The organism is Streptomyces sp. NPDC025721 (genome assembly GCF_055558595.1).
This window is the reverse complement of sequence record NZ_JBVHMF010000007.1, coordinates 179,511-194,648: the sequence shown is the minus strand read 5'-3', so window position 1 is coordinate 194,648 and position 15,138 is coordinate 179,511. Positions and strand designations below refer to the sequence as shown.

13 protein-coding genes are annotated in these 15,138 nt (G+C 73.0%); 6 read left to right on the top strand and 7 right to left on the bottom strand.

Annotation, left to right across the window (positions count from 1 at the left end):
- Positions 1 to 214: 214 nt before the first annotated feature.
- The gene (locus tag ACZ4EF_RS13315; protein ID WP_391118130.1) at positions 215 to 1,573 is read left to right on the top strand and encodes a bifunctional o-acetylhomoserine/o-acetylserine sulfhydrylase; all 1,359 of its coding nucleotides are present in this window, start codon (positions 215 to 217) and stop codon (positions 1,571 to 1,573) included.
- Positions 1,570 to 2,718, top strand: a complete 1,149-nt coding sequence (metX, locus tag ACZ4EF_RS13310) for a homoserine O-acetyltransferase MetX (RefSeq protein ID WP_467504456.1) — start codon at positions 1,570 to 1,572, stop codon at positions 2,716 to 2,718. The genes ACZ4EF_RS13315 and metX overlap by 4 nt, the downstream gene beginning before the upstream one ends.
- On the opposite strand, the gene ACZ4EF_RS13305 is transcribed toward metX, so the two are convergent.
- The 4 genes from ACZ4EF_RS13305 to ACZ4EF_RS13290 form a co-directional block, all read right to left on the bottom strand.
- Positions 2,699 to 5,053, bottom strand: a complete 2,355-nt coding sequence (locus ACZ4EF_RS13305) for an extracellular catalytic domain type 1 short-chain-length polyhydroxyalkanoate depolymerase (protein WP_467504358.1) — start codon at positions 5,051 to 5,053, stop codon at positions 2,699 to 2,701. The genes metX and ACZ4EF_RS13305 overlap by 20 nt on opposite strands.
- 351 nt (positions 5,054 to 5,404) lie before the next feature.
- On the bottom strand, positions 5,405 to 6,445 hold the full coding sequence (locus ACZ4EF_RS13300; protein ID WP_467504356.1) for a LacI family DNA-binding transcriptional regulator: 1,041 nt from the start codon (positions 6,443 to 6,445) through the stop codon (positions 5,405 to 5,407).
- Between the two features lie 238 nt (positions 6,446 to 6,683).
- Entirely contained in the window at positions 6,684 to 7,667 is a 984-nt protein-coding gene (locus ACZ4EF_RS13295) for an ROK family protein (RefSeq protein WP_467504354.1), read from the bottom strand.
- 274 nt (positions 7,668 to 7,941) lie between these two features.
- Positions 7,942 to 8,646 carry a DUF2249 domain-containing protein gene (locus tag ACZ4EF_RS13290; protein WP_467504353.1) on the bottom strand — a complete coding sequence of 235 codons (705 nt, stop codon included), beginning with the start codon at positions 8,644 to 8,646 and terminating at the stop codon, positions 7,942 to 7,944.
- Positions 8,647 to 8,698: 52 nt separating this feature from the next.
- Here ACZ4EF_RS13290 and ACZ4EF_RS13285 point away from each other — a divergent pair, with 52 nt between their 5' ends.
- Both ACZ4EF_RS13285 and ACZ4EF_RS13280 read left to right on the top strand, forming a co-directional pair.
- Positions 8,699 to 9,430, top strand: a complete 732-nt coding sequence (locus ACZ4EF_RS13285) for a helix-turn-helix transcriptional regulator (RefSeq protein ID WP_467504351.1) — start codon at positions 8,699 to 8,701, stop codon at positions 9,428 to 9,430.
- A 47-nt stretch (positions 9,431 to 9,477) separates the two neighbouring features.
- Positions 9,478 to 9,852: a hypothetical protein gene (locus ACZ4EF_RS13280; RefSeq protein WP_467348793.1), complete on the top strand. Its 375-nt coding sequence runs from the start codon at positions 9,478 to 9,480 to the stop codon at positions 9,850 to 9,852.
- A 38-nt stretch (positions 9,853 to 9,890) separates the two neighbouring features.
- Here ACZ4EF_RS13280 and ACZ4EF_RS13275 read toward each other — a convergent pair whose 3' ends face one another.
- Positions 9,891 to 10,769, bottom strand: coding sequence for a cyclase family protein (locus ACZ4EF_RS13275; protein WP_391161904.1), 879 nt, complete (start codon positions 10,767 to 10,769; stop codon positions 9,891 to 9,893).
- A gap of 428 nt (positions 10,770 to 11,197) precedes the next feature.
- Here ACZ4EF_RS13275 and ACZ4EF_RS13270 point away from each other — a divergent pair, with 428 nt between their 5' ends.
- Positions 11,198 to 12,247 (top strand): FUSC family protein, encoded by a 1,050-nt coding sequence (locus ACZ4EF_RS13270; protein ID WP_467504349.1) that lies wholly within the window; start codon positions 11,198 to 11,200, stop codon positions 12,245 to 12,247.
- A gap of 12 nt (positions 12,248 to 12,259) precedes the next feature.
- On the opposite strand, the gene ACZ4EF_RS13265 is transcribed toward ACZ4EF_RS13270, so the two are convergent.
- Positions 12,260 to 13,663 (bottom strand): MFS transporter, encoded by a 1,404-nt coding sequence (locus tag ACZ4EF_RS13265; RefSeq protein ID WP_467504455.1) that lies wholly within the window; start codon positions 13,661 to 13,663, stop codon positions 12,260 to 12,262.
- Between the two features lie 287 nt (positions 13,664 to 13,950).
- Positions 13,951 to 14,397, bottom strand: a complete 447-nt coding sequence (locus ACZ4EF_RS13260; protein ID WP_355340900.1) for a MarR family winged helix-turn-helix transcriptional regulator — start codon at positions 14,395 to 14,397, stop codon at positions 13,951 to 13,953.
- A gap of 76 nt (positions 14,398 to 14,473) precedes the next feature.
- On the opposite strand from ACZ4EF_RS13260, the gene ACZ4EF_RS13255 reads away from it, so the two are divergent.
- Positions 14,474 to 15,034 carry a cysteine hydrolase family protein gene (locus tag ACZ4EF_RS13255; protein ID WP_355340903.1) on the top strand — a complete coding sequence of 187 codons (561 nt, stop codon included), beginning with the start codon at positions 14,474 to 14,476 and terminating at the stop codon, positions 15,032 to 15,034.
- Positions 15,035 to 15,138: the final 104 nt, after the last annotated feature.

Here is a 15,138-nt window from a genome sequence, read left to right as displayed (position 1 = left end):
TCTCGACGTCCTGCCGCCCGCAACGGCCGCTGATCACCCCCTTTCACCACGCAAGGCGCGTTCCCGTGCCGCGCCGTGCCACCGCCGGGTGCCGTCCTCGCCGCCCGCCGTACGGGTCGTCGCGGCGGCGGTCCGCGCGCCGGACACATCCGCACATCCGTACGGCGCGCTCCGCGCGAGCCGAGGGCCGTACGCCATTTCCCAGGGGAGAGCCATGACCCAGCCCATCGACTCCGTGACCGCGGGCACCACCGCGGAGGACACCGCGGCGCGGGACCTGCCGGGGTGGTCGTTCGAGACCCAGCAGGTGCACGCGGGCACCGCGCCCGACCCGACGACCGGCGCGCGGGCGGTGCCGATCTACCAGACGACGTCGTTCGTGTTCCGCGACACGCAGCACGCCGCCGACCTGTTCTCGCTGGCGGAGCCCGGCAACATCTACACGCGCATCCACAATCCGACGCAGGACGCCTTCGAGCAGCGGGTCGCCGCGCTGGAGGGCGGTGTCGCGGCGGTGGCGCTGGCGTCGGGGCAGGCCGCGGAGACGCTGGCGATCCTCACGCTGGCGCGCTCCGGTGACCACATCGTCTCCAGCGCGTCGCTGTACGGCGGCACGTACAACCTCTTCCGTCACACACTGCCGAAGTTCGGCATCGAGGTGTCCTTCGTGGAGGACCCCGACGACGCGGACGCGTGGCGGGCGGCGATCCGGCCGGAGACGAAGGCGCTGTTCGCCGAGACGCTGGGCAATCCGCGCGGCAATGTGCTGGACGTGCGGGCGGTCGCCGACGTCGCGCACGCGGCGGGTCTGCCGCTGATCGTGGACAACACGGTGCCGACGCCGTTCCTGCTGCGGCCGATCGAGCACGGCGCGGACATCGTGGTGCACTCGGCGACCAAGTTCCTCGGCGGGCACGGCACGACGATCGCGGGCGTGGTCGTGGACGGCGGGACCTTCGACTTCGGGGCGCACGCCGAGCGGTTCCCCGACTTCACCGAGCCCGACCCCAGCTACCACGGTCTCCAGTACTGGCCCGCGCTCGGCCCCGGCGCCTTCGCGGCGAAGCTGCGCGTGCAGCTCCTGCGCGACCTCGGCCCGGCGCTGTCGCCGCACTCGTCCTTCCTGCTGCTCCAGGGCGTCGAGACGCTGTCGCTGCGGCTGGAGCGGCACTCGACCAACGCGCAGGCGCTCGCGGAGTGGCTGGAGGCGCGTGACGAGGTCGCGGTCGTCCACTATCCGGGACTGCCGTCCAGCCGCTGGCACGACGCGGCCCAGCGCTATCTGCCGCGCGGGGCGGGCGCGGTGCTCGCCTTCGAGCTGCGGGACGGCGCGGAGGCCGGAAAGCGGTTCGTGGACGCGGTGTCGCTCTTCAGCCACCTCGCCAACATCGGTGACGTGCGGAGCCTGATCATCCACCCGGCGTCCACCACGCACAGCCAGTTGGACGAGGAGCAGCTCGCCGCCACCGGCACCTCGCCGGGCCTGGTGCGGCTGTCGGTCGGCATCGAGCACATCGACGACCTCAAGGCCGACCTGGAGGCGGGCTTCCGCGCGGCGAAGGGCGCGTCCTGAACACCGCTGCCACCACCGGGGTCCCCCTGCTGCCCGCCACGGGCGCCTGGCAGCCGGGGGACCCGCCGGGGCGCCGGAACTGGCACGCCCTCGACCGGCCGCTGGCCCTGGAGGCGGGCGGCGAACTGCCCGGCGTGCGGCTGGCGTTCGAGACCTGGGGGCGGCTCGCGCCGGACGCGTCCAACGCGGTCCTGGTGCTGCACGCCCTGACCGGCGACAGCCATGCGGCGGGCCCGGCGGGTCCCGGGCATCCGACCGCCGGGTGGTGGGACGCCCTGATCGGACCGGGCCGCGCGCTGGACACCGACCGGTGGTTCGTGGTCGCGCCGAACGTCCTCGGCGGCTGCCAGGGCAGTACGGGTCCGTCCTCGTACGGTCCCGACGGTCGTCGCTGGGGCGGCACCTTCCCGTTTCTGACGCAGCGTGACCAGGTCGCCGCCGAGGCGGAGTTGGCCGACGCGCTGGGCATCGGGAGCTGGGCGCTGGTGGTCGGCGGGTCGATGGGCGGGATGCGCGCCCTGGAGTGGGCGGTCGGTCGCCCCGACCGCACCCGCGCCCTGCTGCTGCTCGCCTCCCCCGCCGCGGCGAGCGCCGAGCAGATCGCCTGGGCCGCCGTCCAGTCGCACGCCATCCGCTCGGACCCGCACTGGCGCGGCGGCGACTACCACGACGCGGGTCCGGGCCGAGGACCGCACGCGGGGCTCGGCCTCGCGCGGCGGCTGGCCCACATCACCTACCGCAGCGAGGGCGAACTGCGGTCCCGCTTCGGCCGCTCCGCGCAGGACGGCGAGGAGCCCTGGCGCGGCGGACGGTACGCCGTCGAGTCGTATCTCGACCACCACGCCGCCAAGCTGGTGCGGCGGTTCGACGCGGCCAGCTACGTCGTGCTCACCGAGGCGATGAACGCGCACGACATCGGCAGATCCCGCGGCGGTACGGCGGCGGCCCTGCGCCGCGTGACCGCCACGACCCTGGTCGCCGGAGTCGACTCCGACCGCCTCTACCCCCTCCCCCAGCAGGCCGAGTTGGCGGCGGGCATCCCGCACTCCGACCGGCTGCGGATCGTCGAATCGCCGTACGGGCACGACGGATTCCTCATCGAGACGGATCAAGTGGCCGCGTTCGTCAGAGAACTGACGGCGTGAGGGGCATGGGGTGCCGGCGGAAGAACTGCCACATCAGGGCGTCGGCGCTGATCTCCCGCGTCGTCGTACCGTTGCCCGCGGAGTCCTGAGGTGATCCCGGCCAGGTGTGACCGCCGTCCGACACCGAGTACAGCTCGACGTCCCCGCCGTCGCGGCAGCCTCCGTAGACGGTCCGCTGGACGTGTGCGGTGGTCTGGGTGGTGGCCGGTCCCGTCGTGCAGCCGTTGAGGGAGGCCCAGCGCTGCTGGGCGACGGGTACCGAGTAGTGCCAGGCGGCGCTGTCGCCGCCGCCGTAGTACGGGTTGGTGTTGTCCTGCTGCCCGTGGAAGGCGATCACCGGTACGGCTCTGCCGGGCGCGCAGGACGCAGCATCGGGCCGGCTGCCGTCGGCGGGGTCGGGGCGCCCGGCGCGGATGCCCGCCACCGGGGCGATCGCGGCGACCTTGTCGGCCAGCGCGCACGCCAGCGCGGAGGTCATCCGGCCGCCGCCGGAGTAGCCGGTCGCGTACACCCGCGCCGGGTCAACGCAGGCGGAGGCCGTGACCGTGTCGATCACCTGGCGCAGGAATCCGACGTCGTCGCGGGTGCCCTGCGGGGTGACGGAGGGAACGTTCCAGATGAAGCCGCCGCCGCTGGGCACCACCCCGGTGGGCGCGGCGACGACGAAGCCGTTCGCGTCGGCGGTCGGCGCCATGTCGCTGTACGCGAGCTGCCCGGCGCCCGTGCCCTGGCTGCCGTGCAGATCCAGCACCAGAGGCAGCAGCGCGCCTTGGGCGCGAGCCGGGATATGGACGAGGACCTGGTAGGTCGCGCCGCCGAACGACACCGGCGTGTTGTACTGCCCGCTGCCAAGCGCGGGCACGCACTGATCCGGCGCCGTCCCTCCCCCGCCGGGGAGGTTCCACTTCTGCCAGGCGTTGGCGTTGGAGTCCCAGATCTGCAACTGGGTGCCGTTGGCCGTGCTGCCGCCCGGATCATCGAGGAAACGGCCCGACTGAGGATTCCTGAGCTGGCCCGACGCCTGGGCCTGCCACTGCTGCGCACCCGAACCGTTGCACGTCCAGAGCTGGATCTTCGTCCCGTTCGCCGTCCCCTGGCCCGTCACGTCCAGGCACTTGCCCAGCGCCCGGACCGTACCGTCCGAACCGACCGTCCACGACTGCGCGTTGGTGCCATTGCAGTCGTAAAGCTGCACGGGAGTGCCGTCCGCGCTGCTCGCCGACGCCACATCCACACACTTGCCGCCGACACCCGTGATGGGTCCCGTACGAGCGGACGGCGAGGTCGGAGGAGAGGTGGGCGGGGTGCCGGTGGGGACGGTGAACTGGCCCTGGCTGAGGACACGGGAGGTGTTGAAGGTGGTCTGGAGACCGGCGGTGGTGTTGGCCGAGGTGAGGTAGTCGGACCAGATCATGAACCAGGTCCACAGCGGCTGGGCCGCCAACTGCGCGGGCGTGGGGACCGTACCGACCTCGGCGAGCGAAACCGGCTTGCCGTGGGCCTGGTTGACGATCGCCTGGTACCACTCGGTGCTGGCCGAGCCGTGCACCCACGGGTCGAGGCTGGCGACGTCCACGTACGCGTCACCCGGGTAGTAGTCGGCCACGTGGGCCGCTCCGCCGTCGATGTCCTTGACGTTCCAGACCCAGATGATGTTGTCCAGGCCCTTGGACTCCAGGTAGTCGTGGGTGATCTGGAACAGCCGGGCGCTCCCGGCCGCGCCGGTCTTGCCGCCCCACCAGGCCCAGCCCTCGTTCATCTCGTGCAGCGGACGGAACAGCACGGGGATGCCCGCGTCCTTCAACTGCTGGACGTACGGCACCACTTGGTCGAGCCTGCGCTTGTAGTCGGTGTTCAGCGTCGAGCCGTCCGTGACGAGTTGGCTCCACTCCGGGTCCGACAGGTGGCTGCCCTTGATGGGGTTGGGGCCGGTGTCGAAGTCGCAGGTCGCCACGTCGGGCCGGCACATGTGCCAGGTCAGGTTGATCAGTGAGCCGTTGGCCCACTCGGTCTTCGCCTGGTCGATCATCGTCTGACGATTGGCGACGTCGTCCGGCCGGAAGCCGAACTCCCCGCCCCACAGCCCGGCCCACTTCCCGGTGATCGAGTGGGCCTGGGCCGTGTAGGCCGAGGGCTGGCTGAGCGGTTCCTTGTTGTGGACGCCGCTGATCACATGGTTCCCGCTGATCTGGTGCAGGTAGCCGATCACCGCGTCGGGCGTCGAGGCACCGGTCGCCGACGCCTGCGGGGGCGAGGTCGCCAGCCACGCCCCGGCCACCAGCGGCAGCGCGGCGAGCAAGGCGGCCCGCCTGCGGGTGAAGATCTTCGCTCTCATCGGACCCTCTCATGTATCCCATGGGGGTGGAACGTTGCATGCCGCGCGTCCGTGGCAGCGAGATGTCGCGTCATCGCGGCCACGGGAAAACGGCGGAAAGACCAACGCCTGGAAGCTAGAACTCTGGTCTAGGCCATGTCAATGAGTCCGGCACAGGTTTTCTAAAACGTGCCAGTGACTCATCAGTAACCAGGGATGGATTACGGGGCGCGGCCGGGCACGCGAGAGAGCGCGGGCGGGCCACAGCGCGGGAAGACGTACTCGTACGGACGAGGGACGCGGCGCCGACAGCGGTGGGGCGGCGCGCCGTCACCGGCGATCCGACCTCAACAGCCCGACGACAGCGCGGTGTTACGGCCTGGGCGGCGGCGCTGTCGAACCCCTCGGGACGAGGCCGGGGATCTGGGCCGCGTGGGATGTCGGCTTCTGATGCGTCATCACATCGAAGAGCGTCTCGGTGACGTCGGCGCCGAAGGAGAAGATGTCGTGCCGCATCGCCGAGAGCATGGGCCGGGTGAGCTGGCACAACTGCGAGTCGTCCCAGGCGAGCAGGGACAGGTCCTGCGGTACGGACAGGCCGAATTCGGCGGCCACGCCCAGCGCGGTGACGGCCATGATGTCGTTGTCGAAGACGATCGCCGTGGGGCGCTCGGCGGAGAGCAGGAGCGTACGGCAGGCGCGGCTGCCCTGGTCGGCGGAGAAGTCGGCGACGACGGTCCGCGCCGACAGGCCCAACTCGGCCGCCGTCTCGGTGAACGCGCGGGTCCTGATGGCGCTGTGCCCCAGTTCGGCGGGTCCGCTCACCCGGGCCACCCTGCGGTGCCCGAGCGCCGCCAGATAGCGGACCGCCTCGACGGTCGCGGCGGCGTCGTCGGTCCACACGGAGGTGAACGGACCGGCGAGCGAGGGGTGTCCGACGGCCACGGCGGGCAGGCCGATCGCGGATAGCGCCGGGATGCGCGGGTCGTCCACCCGCAGGTCGACCAGGATGCTGCCGTTGACACGGTTGCCCTGCCACCACTCGCGGTGGACCTCGATCTCGTCGTCGGCCTCGACCAGCCGCAGCAGGAGCGAGCAGGAGTGGCGGCCGAGCACGCTCTCGATACCGGAGATGAACTCCATGTAGAACGGTTCGAGGCCGAGCATCCGCGCGGGTCTGGCGATGGCGAGTCCCACGGTGTGCAGCGCCCGGCCGGACAGCGACTGCGCCGCCTGGTTCGGGCTCCAGCCCAGGTCACGGGCGGCCTGGAGGATGCGTTCCTTCGTACTGGACGACACTCCCGGCTTGTTGTGCACGGCGATGGTCACAGCGGACGGCGAGACTCCCGCACGCCGGGCGACGTCCTTGATCGTGGCCTTGCGCCCGCCGCCCGCTGCTGCCGTCTGGCTCACCCGGATGTCCGCCTTCGTCTCGTGGTCGGGCCGTGCCGAGACGCGCCGCACCGGGGCCGGAAGTCGCGGGTCGCGGGGAGTCCCGGCCGAGGGGTGGACCGTGCGAGCCGCCTCGTCGGCTCAGCGTACACTCAAACGTTGCATACGCGCCGGTCGGCGACGGTCAGCGGCCCAGGGAGCCCCGGAGCCGGTCGACAGGCCCACGCCCCGGCCGTACGCCGCGACGCGGGCCCGTGGCTCAGCGCGCTCCGGCCGTGGCCGCTCCCGCGATGGCCGCCGCACCGACCAGTCCGGCGTCCCCCCGCAGCGCGGCCCGCTCCACGAGTACCCCGGCTGCGAACGGCAGCGCGGCGTACGACTCCAAGTGGCGGCGCAGCGGCGGGAACAGCACGTCGGCGGCCTCGGCGACGCCCCCGCCGATGACGGCGGCCTCGATCTCCACCAGGGTGGCGACCGCCGCGATGCCCGCGGCCAGCGCCCGCGCGGCGGAGTCGAAGGCCGCCAGCGCGACCGGGTGGCCCCGCCGGGCGCCGACGGCCACCGCTGCCGCGTCGGCCGGACCCTCCTCAGGCCGCCAGCCCTGCTCCAGCGCGCGGCGCGTGATGGACGTGCCGCTCGCCAACTGCTCGACGCAGCCCCGCGATCCGCAGACGCACGCCTCGCCGAGCAGGTCGACGGTGATGTGCCCCAGATGCCCGGCGTTGCCGGTCGGCCCGCTGCGGACAGCGTTGTCAAGGATGAGTCCGGCGCCGACGCCGGTCGAGACCACCATGCACAGCGCGTTCCGGTATCCGCGCGCGGCGCCGATCCAGTGCTCCGCCGCCGTCATCGCCACGGCGTCGCCGCACAGCACCACCGGCTTCCCCGCCACGGCGGGGTGCGCCCGTACGCGCTCGACGATCGGGAAGCCGCGCCAGGCGGGGATGTTCACCGGGCTCACCGTGCCCGCCGCGATGTCGACGGGACCCGCGCTGCCGATGCCCAACGCCGTGACCGCGCGCCAGTCCTGATGCTCGGTCAGCTCGGCCAGCACCTCGATGACGGCGCCGAGAACCGCCGAGTCGGCGCCCGCGGGCGTCGGACGCCGGGCCCGGTGGCGTACGCGGCCCTCGGCGTCCACCAGCGCTCCGGCGATCTTCGTCCCGCCGATGTCCAGGGCGGCCAGCAGTCGCCCTCCGACCTCGGGCAGGAGCAAGGACGGCTGCGCGGCATCAGTGGCCATGGGGTGGATCTCCGTTCACGGCAGAGAGACGGGAGACGGGCCGGCCGTGGGAACTGGCCCCATTTAGGCGTGCGTCAGCGCAAAGGAGTCGATCTCGGACCAGCATGCTACTACAGCGTTTTATGGACGACGACACGCCATGCCGTGCCCGCTGCCCTCCTGTCGCGGTCCGGTCCGCGCCCGGTGTCCTCCGCACCGCCCGGTCCGGGCAGACCTCGTCGGCAACGGGAATCACCGCCGGCCGCGCGCCATGCGGCCGCTCACACGGGGTCCCTCAGACGCGGGGGCTCGGCGGCGCGAGGACGAGGGCCTGGCGGCGCTGATGGACGGTCAGGTAGCGCAGGCCGTGCGGACCCGCGGTGAACGCGCGCAGCGAGCGGCGCGGGAGCCACACCAAATCGCCGGGGACGAGGGGGACTTGGTCGAGTTCGGTGGTGAGGCGGCCGCCGCCGTCGAGGATGTGGACGAGCACGTCGAGGTCGGGGCCGAGGTGCGGTGCGATGCCCGCGTGCGGCGGGAGTTGGATGATGTTGGAGTCCAAGTCGCGGTCACGCATGCGCAGTTTCCACACCGCGCCGGAGGCGTCGGGCACGCCCGGCGATGCGACGGCCGGGGCGCCCGGACCGTCCGCGGCATCCGGGAAGGCCGGGGCCGCCGAAACCACCGCGGAGTCCGAGACCACCGGGGAGTCCGAGACCGCCGGGGAGTCCGGTCGCCGCGCGCCGGTCAGGACGCGGGGCAGCGAGGTCGACGCGAGTTTGCGGATGCGGATCCGCCACTCCCCCGGCGCCTTGTCCTCGTACTGCCAGTCGTGGCCGCCCGGGTGCTCCGTGTCGAACTCCTCGCGCAGGTGGCGGGGGTCGTGGTCGTTGACCAGGACCAGCGAATCCCCTACTGCGAGGGCGTCGTACGCGGCGAAGACGGCGGGGTGCCTGCCGGGCTTGGGCAGCGGACGTACGTCGAGCTCGGGTCCTGGCACGGGCCGCACCTCCCTCTATTTCTACAAGTGGTGATTGTGTAAACTCTAGCGCATGACGCCTCCCTCCGATCCCACGGACGCCGTGACCGACGCGCCCGCCGGCCGTCGGCGGGACGTCCTCGACCTTCTCCGGCGATCGGCGGCGCCGCTGAGCATCGCCGACATCGCCCGCCGCCTCGAAGTGCACCCGAACACGGCCCGGTTCCACCTCGACACATTGGTGGGGCACGGGCAGGCGGAGCAGGTCACGGCCGCGCGCACGGGGCCCGGAAGGCCGCCGCTGTTGTTCCGCGCCGCCCCTGGCATGGACCGGACGGGGCCGCGCAATTACCGGCTGCTCGCGTCGATCCTCGTCGAGGAGCTGTCGCACAGGCCCCGTCCCACGCAGGCGGCGGTCGCGGCCGGGCGCGCCTGGGGCGGGGAGTTGACCGAGGCACCGGACGCGGCGGCCCCGTCGGGCACGGTCACCGAGGCGCGCACGACGGTCACCGAGGCGCGCGCGGTCGAAGGTCTCATCCGCCTGCTCGACGACCTCGGCTTCGCTCCGGAGCGCCCTCCGCGCGGCGCCGTCGACCGGATCGGCTTGCGGCACTGCCCCTTCCTCGACCTGGCGCAGGAGCGGTCGAAGGTCGTCTGCCCGATCCATCTGGGCCTGGTTCAGGGCGCGTTGGCCGCGATGGAGGCGCCGCTGACCGCCGAGCGGCTGGAGCCGTTCGTGGAACCCGACCTGTGCGTGGTCCACCTCGGCCGGGCGGCACGCCCCGTGGAAGGGAAGGGGCGTTGAGCGCGTCGGCGGCGGCCTCGGTGGCCCTGGTGTTCACCTGGCTCGGGATGGTCCTCGCCATCTCCTTCCTGGAGGCGCCGCTGAAGTTCCGCGCCCCGGACGTCACCGTCCGTATCGGTCTCGGCATCGGCCGCCTGGTGTTCCGCGCGCTCAACTCCGTCGAAGGGGTCTTCGCGGTGACTCTGCTGACCGTCGCGGCCAGCGGGCCCCTTTCCGCCCGCGCGACGGTCGCGCTGACCGCCGCCGTGGCTCTGCTCGTCCTCCAACTGGCCGTGGTACGACCCCGCCTGACCCGCCGTTCGAACGCGGTCCTGGCCGGGCAGGACCCGCCGCGCTCCCACGCCCACTACGCCTACATCGGCCTGGAAGCCGCCAAGGTCGCGGCCCTGATCACGGCAGGCACCCTGCTGCTGGCCGGTTGACGCCCGCGAGCCGGTCCCCACGGTGCGGAACCGGCCGATCAGAAGAGGGCGATCGGGTTGACCGGGACGCCGGTCATGCCGTGGATACGCGGCGGCGCGACGGAGAGCAGGAAGCTGTAGCGCCCCAACTCCGCGCACAGCGCGGCGAGATCGTCGAGCTGCGAGGCGTCGATCAGGGGCATGGCCATCCGGCCGAGTGCCACGCCGTGCAGCGGCGACGGCCCGTTCGGATCGAGCGGTGGGAAGGCGTCGCCCCGGTCACCGGTGTAGACGGCGACCTGGCGGTGGTGCATCCAGCGCACCGCGTCGAGGCTGATGCCCGGTGTCGGTGTGCCGGGGACGGGCGTGGCGGGCCAGCCGAGCCGGATCGCGAGGGCGTCGCCCGAGCGCACCTCGACGTTCTGCCGCTTCTCGGCCTCCTCCAGGTCGTGGGAGGTCACCGCGTGACCGGGCGCGAGCGGGCCGTCCACGGCCAGGTCGAGCAGCACCCCGCGTGTGACGATGCCCGCGGCGAAGGCCCCCGTCGAAGCGAAGGTCACGCCCGCGGCGGTCACGACCTGGTCCCTCGGACGTCCGGGGTAGACCTGACCGTCGGTCGACCAGTGCGCCAGCGCGTCGATGTGGGTCGAGCCCGCGTGGTGGTTCTGCGTCAGCGTCAGATCGGCCGCCACGGGAACGCCGGTGTAGGACATCATCTGCTGGACCGGGGAGACGTCCACCGTCGTCGGCGCGAACGGGCTGCTGACGATGGGGGTCGGCGTGATCGGCTGCGCCAACGACACCCACCGGCCGGTCCGCACCTCGGCGGCGGCCTGTGCGCGTACGGCGTCGGTGATCAGATTGAGCGTGCCGAATTCGTCGTCGGAACCCCAGCGGCCCCAGTTGTCCGGAAGTTCCTGCTCGGTCGGATCGGTCACGTGAGCGCTTCCCCTCTTGCGATGTGCGGGAGCCGCGCGATGCGCCGAACTGCCCTTGTTCGCCCCGGCCGGCGCACCACCAGCGGCCAACAGCATACGGTCGACACCCTTTTCACACCTGCCACATCCGGGATCGGACGGACGGGGTGGCAGCGGCGGGGATCGTGACGCTTGCCGCAGCCGTTCCAGCCGGGACGCCACCCGCCTCCGCACGGCCCGCGCACCCGCCCGACGGCGGGAACGGGCGGCGGGTCCCGTGACATACCGTCACCCCGATGCGTGCCGTGACGTGCGCGGCCGGGTGTTACGGCGAAGGGTGGGAGGTTCAGGGCGCCGCGCCGGGCGGGGGCTCCGTACCGGAGGTTTGCGCACATGCGGTCCCTGCACCCGTCGCCCGCCCGCTCCGTACCGGCGGACGTACACCGGTCGTGAGCGGGGAGGACACCGCGACACCGGCCGTGAGCGGGGAGGACACCGCGACACCGGCCGCCGGGTCGCCGCCGCGGGTCGCCTGGGCGTGGCCCGGCTTCGCGCGCGGTCTGCTGTACGCGCTGCCGGGCGCCGCGGTGGCGCTGCACGATCCGGGCGCGGGCATGGCGCTGGCGGTGGGCGTGCTCCCCGCCGCCGTCATGCGCATGCCCGCCCGGCGGCGGGCCCGGTTCATGACCGTCGTGGTCGGCCTGTGCACCGGCCTGCCGATGGTGCTGGGGTCGCTGCTGGTGCAGGTGCGGTGGGTCGCGGTGCCCGGCGTGTTCCTGCTGGCATACGCGTCCGCCGTCGTCGCCGCACGGCGCCCGGCAGGGATGGTGCTGCTCGTGCTCAGCCTGCCCATGGTGGGCGCAGGGCTGAGCTATGACGACGTGTCCCAGGCGCTCGGCATCACCGGGCTGATCGTCGCGGGCTCCGCGTACGCCTGGCTGGTGTCGCTGCTGTGGCCGTCGACAGCGCCGCCCCCCAGGCCGCCGGGCCCGGCGCACTCCGCCGAGCAGGCCAGGATGTACGGTCTGCGGCTCGGCGCGGCCGGGGCCGCCGCGGCGGGCTGCGGTCTGGCGCTGGCGCCGACGCATCCGGGCTGGCCGGTGGTGGCCGCGCTGATGGTCATGCGTCCGCGACCCCAGATGCAACGGCTACGGTCCTTCGGCCGGGTGCTGTCGGTGCTGGCCGGTGGCGCGGTCGCGCTCCTGCTGCTCCGTAACGACGCGCCGGACTGGGCGTACGCGGTGACCGCCGCGGCCACGCTCGCGCTCGCCGCGGCGACCCAGGGCAGCCGCTGGTATCTGACCCCCGCGTACTCGACGGTCCTCGTGCTGCTCCTGCTGCTGCACGCGGAGCCCGACCAGGCCCGTGCCCGGGCCGACGAGCGCCTGTGGGCCACGATCGCGGGCGTGGCCCTCGCGTATCTCTTCGGCCTGCTCCTGCCGAGGATTCTGCGGCTGCCGGCGGTGTCACGCCTGCTGGGGGCGACGGGACGCGGCTGACCACCGTGCCCCTCACCGCGCGGGCGCGGCCTGCTTCGTCTCCTGCGGCGCGGCGATCCGGCCGAGCGAGCGGTCGACCAGGGTGAGGACGAGGAAGACGGCCGCGGCGGCGAGCATGAACAGGGCGAGGCCGTGCAGTCCCGAGGTGGTCGCGCGGCGGCCGAAGAAGGCGCCGGTCGCGGAGGAGGCGACCATGGCGCCCAGATACATGAACGTCCGCAGCAGCCCGGACGACGCGCCCATGCGCGCGGGGTCGGCCTGGAAGTAGAGCGCGTTCTGGTTGGCGAGGCTGACCAGGCCCTGCGGCAGTCCGAGAACGACGGCGACCGCGACCAGCAGCCACACCGCGGCGTGGTCGCCCACGGCCAACAGCATGGCGCAGGCGACGAGTTGGGCCACGGCGCCGACGACCAGCTTGCCGCGCACGACGGCCTTGCGCCCGGTGAGGGTGGACACGACGATGCCGACCGCGAAGGTGGGCAGCAGGAGCAGCCCGGCCGCGGAGGCGCTCAGCCCCCTGCCGTCCTCCAGCCACTGCGTGAAACCGTAGATGAAGGAGTACGAGACGGTGTACGCGACGAAGGTGCGGGCGTAGGTCGCCAGCAGCGGGATGTTGCCCGCGAAGACGCCGACGTCGATGAACGGGTCGGCGGCGCGCCGCTCGCGCAGGGCGAATCCGGTGCCCGCGAGCAGGGTGAGCGCGATGAGCCAGGCCCGGTCGGTGCGGGCGTCCATGAGGAACAGCAGCAGCGACACGAGGGTGGCGGCGAAGAGCAGGACGCCCGCCCAGTCGAGGCGGTTGCGCGGGCGCGGCCCGCCGACGGGGAGCGGGGCGCCGTCGGGGAGCGGGGCGCCGTCGGCGGCGCCCGACGGCGCGATCGCGGTCCTGCCCGGCAGGTGGATCCAACCGAGGACGAGGCAGGCGATCGCGAGCGGGATGTTGATGGCGAAGGTGCTCCGCCAGCCGCCGAGTCCGATGAGCAGGCCGCCGAGGGTCGGGCCGATGACGGCGACGGTCTGGCCGGTCACGGCGAGCGTGGTGAGAACGCCCGCCGGGCTCTTCCTCCCGGTGCGTTCGGCCTCGCTGCGGATCAGGTACATGGCGGCCGGATAACCGGCGCAGGTGCCGAAGCCGAGGACGACGCGGGCGGCGACGAGGACGGTGAGGTTCGGGGCGAGGGTGCCGATCACCCCGGCGACGCCGGTCAGCGCGGCCCCGGCGAGGAACAGCCGCTTGGGGCCGTACGTGTCGACCAGCCGTCCGACGAGCGGTTGCCCGATGGAGGTGGCCAGGTAGAGCGCGGAGATGAGCCAGGCCGTCCGGGCGGCGTCGGCGCCGAGGGCGGCGCCGATCGGCGCCAGGGCGACGGCGATGATGGAGGAGTTGATGGGGTTGAGGATCGAGCCGATCATCATCGGCGCGAGCAGCCGCCGGTCGAAGGCGCCCTCGGCCGGTGCGGAGGAGGGTTCCGACCGCTCAGGCCGCTGGGGCCGCTCGGGCCGGCCTGGAGCGGCCGGTCCGGCGTCCTGCGCGGCGGGTTGTACGGCGGGTTGTACGGCGGCCGGCGCACCCGACGCGGCGGTCCGTTCCGGCCGTACGGCGGCCTGCTCCGTTCGTACGGCGGGCACGGCGGACGCCTCGGGCTGCTCAGACGGCCCGGACGGCCCGGACTGCCTGGGCTGTCCCTGCGGTATCGCGGCCATCAGTTCGTCAGCCTGCCCAACAGGCGCATCGCCTCACTGATCGTGTGCCGCTCCGCGTCGTCGTACTGCTCCTCCAAGGCGCGCGCCAGCCACTCCACGCCCGCCTGCCGAGCGCCCTCCGCGCGCTCGCGGCCCGCCGGGGTCAGCTCGACGATCTGGCGGCGGCCGTCGGCGGGGTCGGGGGTGCGGTGGATCAGTCCCAGCCGCTCGAGTGAGGACAGCGTCGCGGCCATGGACTGCTGCCGTACGTGCTCGGCGTCGGCCAGCGCGGCGGCGGTGACGGCGTCGCCCCGGCTGACGCGCATGAGCACGGACGACTGCGACGGGGTCAGATCCTCCCCGTCCGTCACCTGGAGGATGCGGCGGCGCAGTCTGCCCACCACCACGCGGACGTCCAGGGACGCCTGGAGCATGCCGGGAGCGACCGGCTTCGCTTCACTTTGCATATCGTCAGCCTACACTGTTTAATTCTCACTGTTCAGTTAAGACTGTCTACTTTCCGCCGAGAGGAACCCGCCCCTCATGTCCGCATCCCGTACCGCCCTGCTGGTCATGGACTTCCAGAACGGCATCGTGCAGCGCATCGCCGACGACTCCGTCGTGGCCGCGGCGGCCCGCGCGGTCGAGGCCGCCCGCGCCGCCGAGATTCCGGTGATCTTCGTACGGGTCGCCTTCCGGCCCGGCTATCCGGAGACCGCCGCCTCGAACCTCTCCTTCAGCGCTCTCAGCCAGGCAGGGGACGCCTTCACCCAGGACAACCCGGCCACCCAGGTGGTCGACGCGCTGGCCCCGCGCGCCGACGAGCCGGTGGCCGTCAAGCGCCGGGTCAGCGCCTTCACCGGCAGCGACCTGGAGGTCCTGCTGCGCGGCGCCGGTGCGGACTCGCTCGTCCTCACCGGCCTGTCCACCAGCGGCGTCGTCCTGTCCACCATCCGCCAGGCGGCCGACCTCGACTACCGCCTGACCGTCCTGTCCGACGCCTGCGCCGACAACGAGCCCGACGTCCACCGCATCCTCATCGAGAAGGTCTTCCCCAAGCAGGCCCAGGTCATGACCACCGACGAGTGGGTCACGTCCCTCTGAGCCGACGGCTGTTGCCCCACCCCGCGGCCTCACGCGCCGGTGCCCGGCCGCGCCGGAGGGTCGGTGTCCGGCGCCCGTGCAGCGCAGGTCACGGGAGAGGTCCG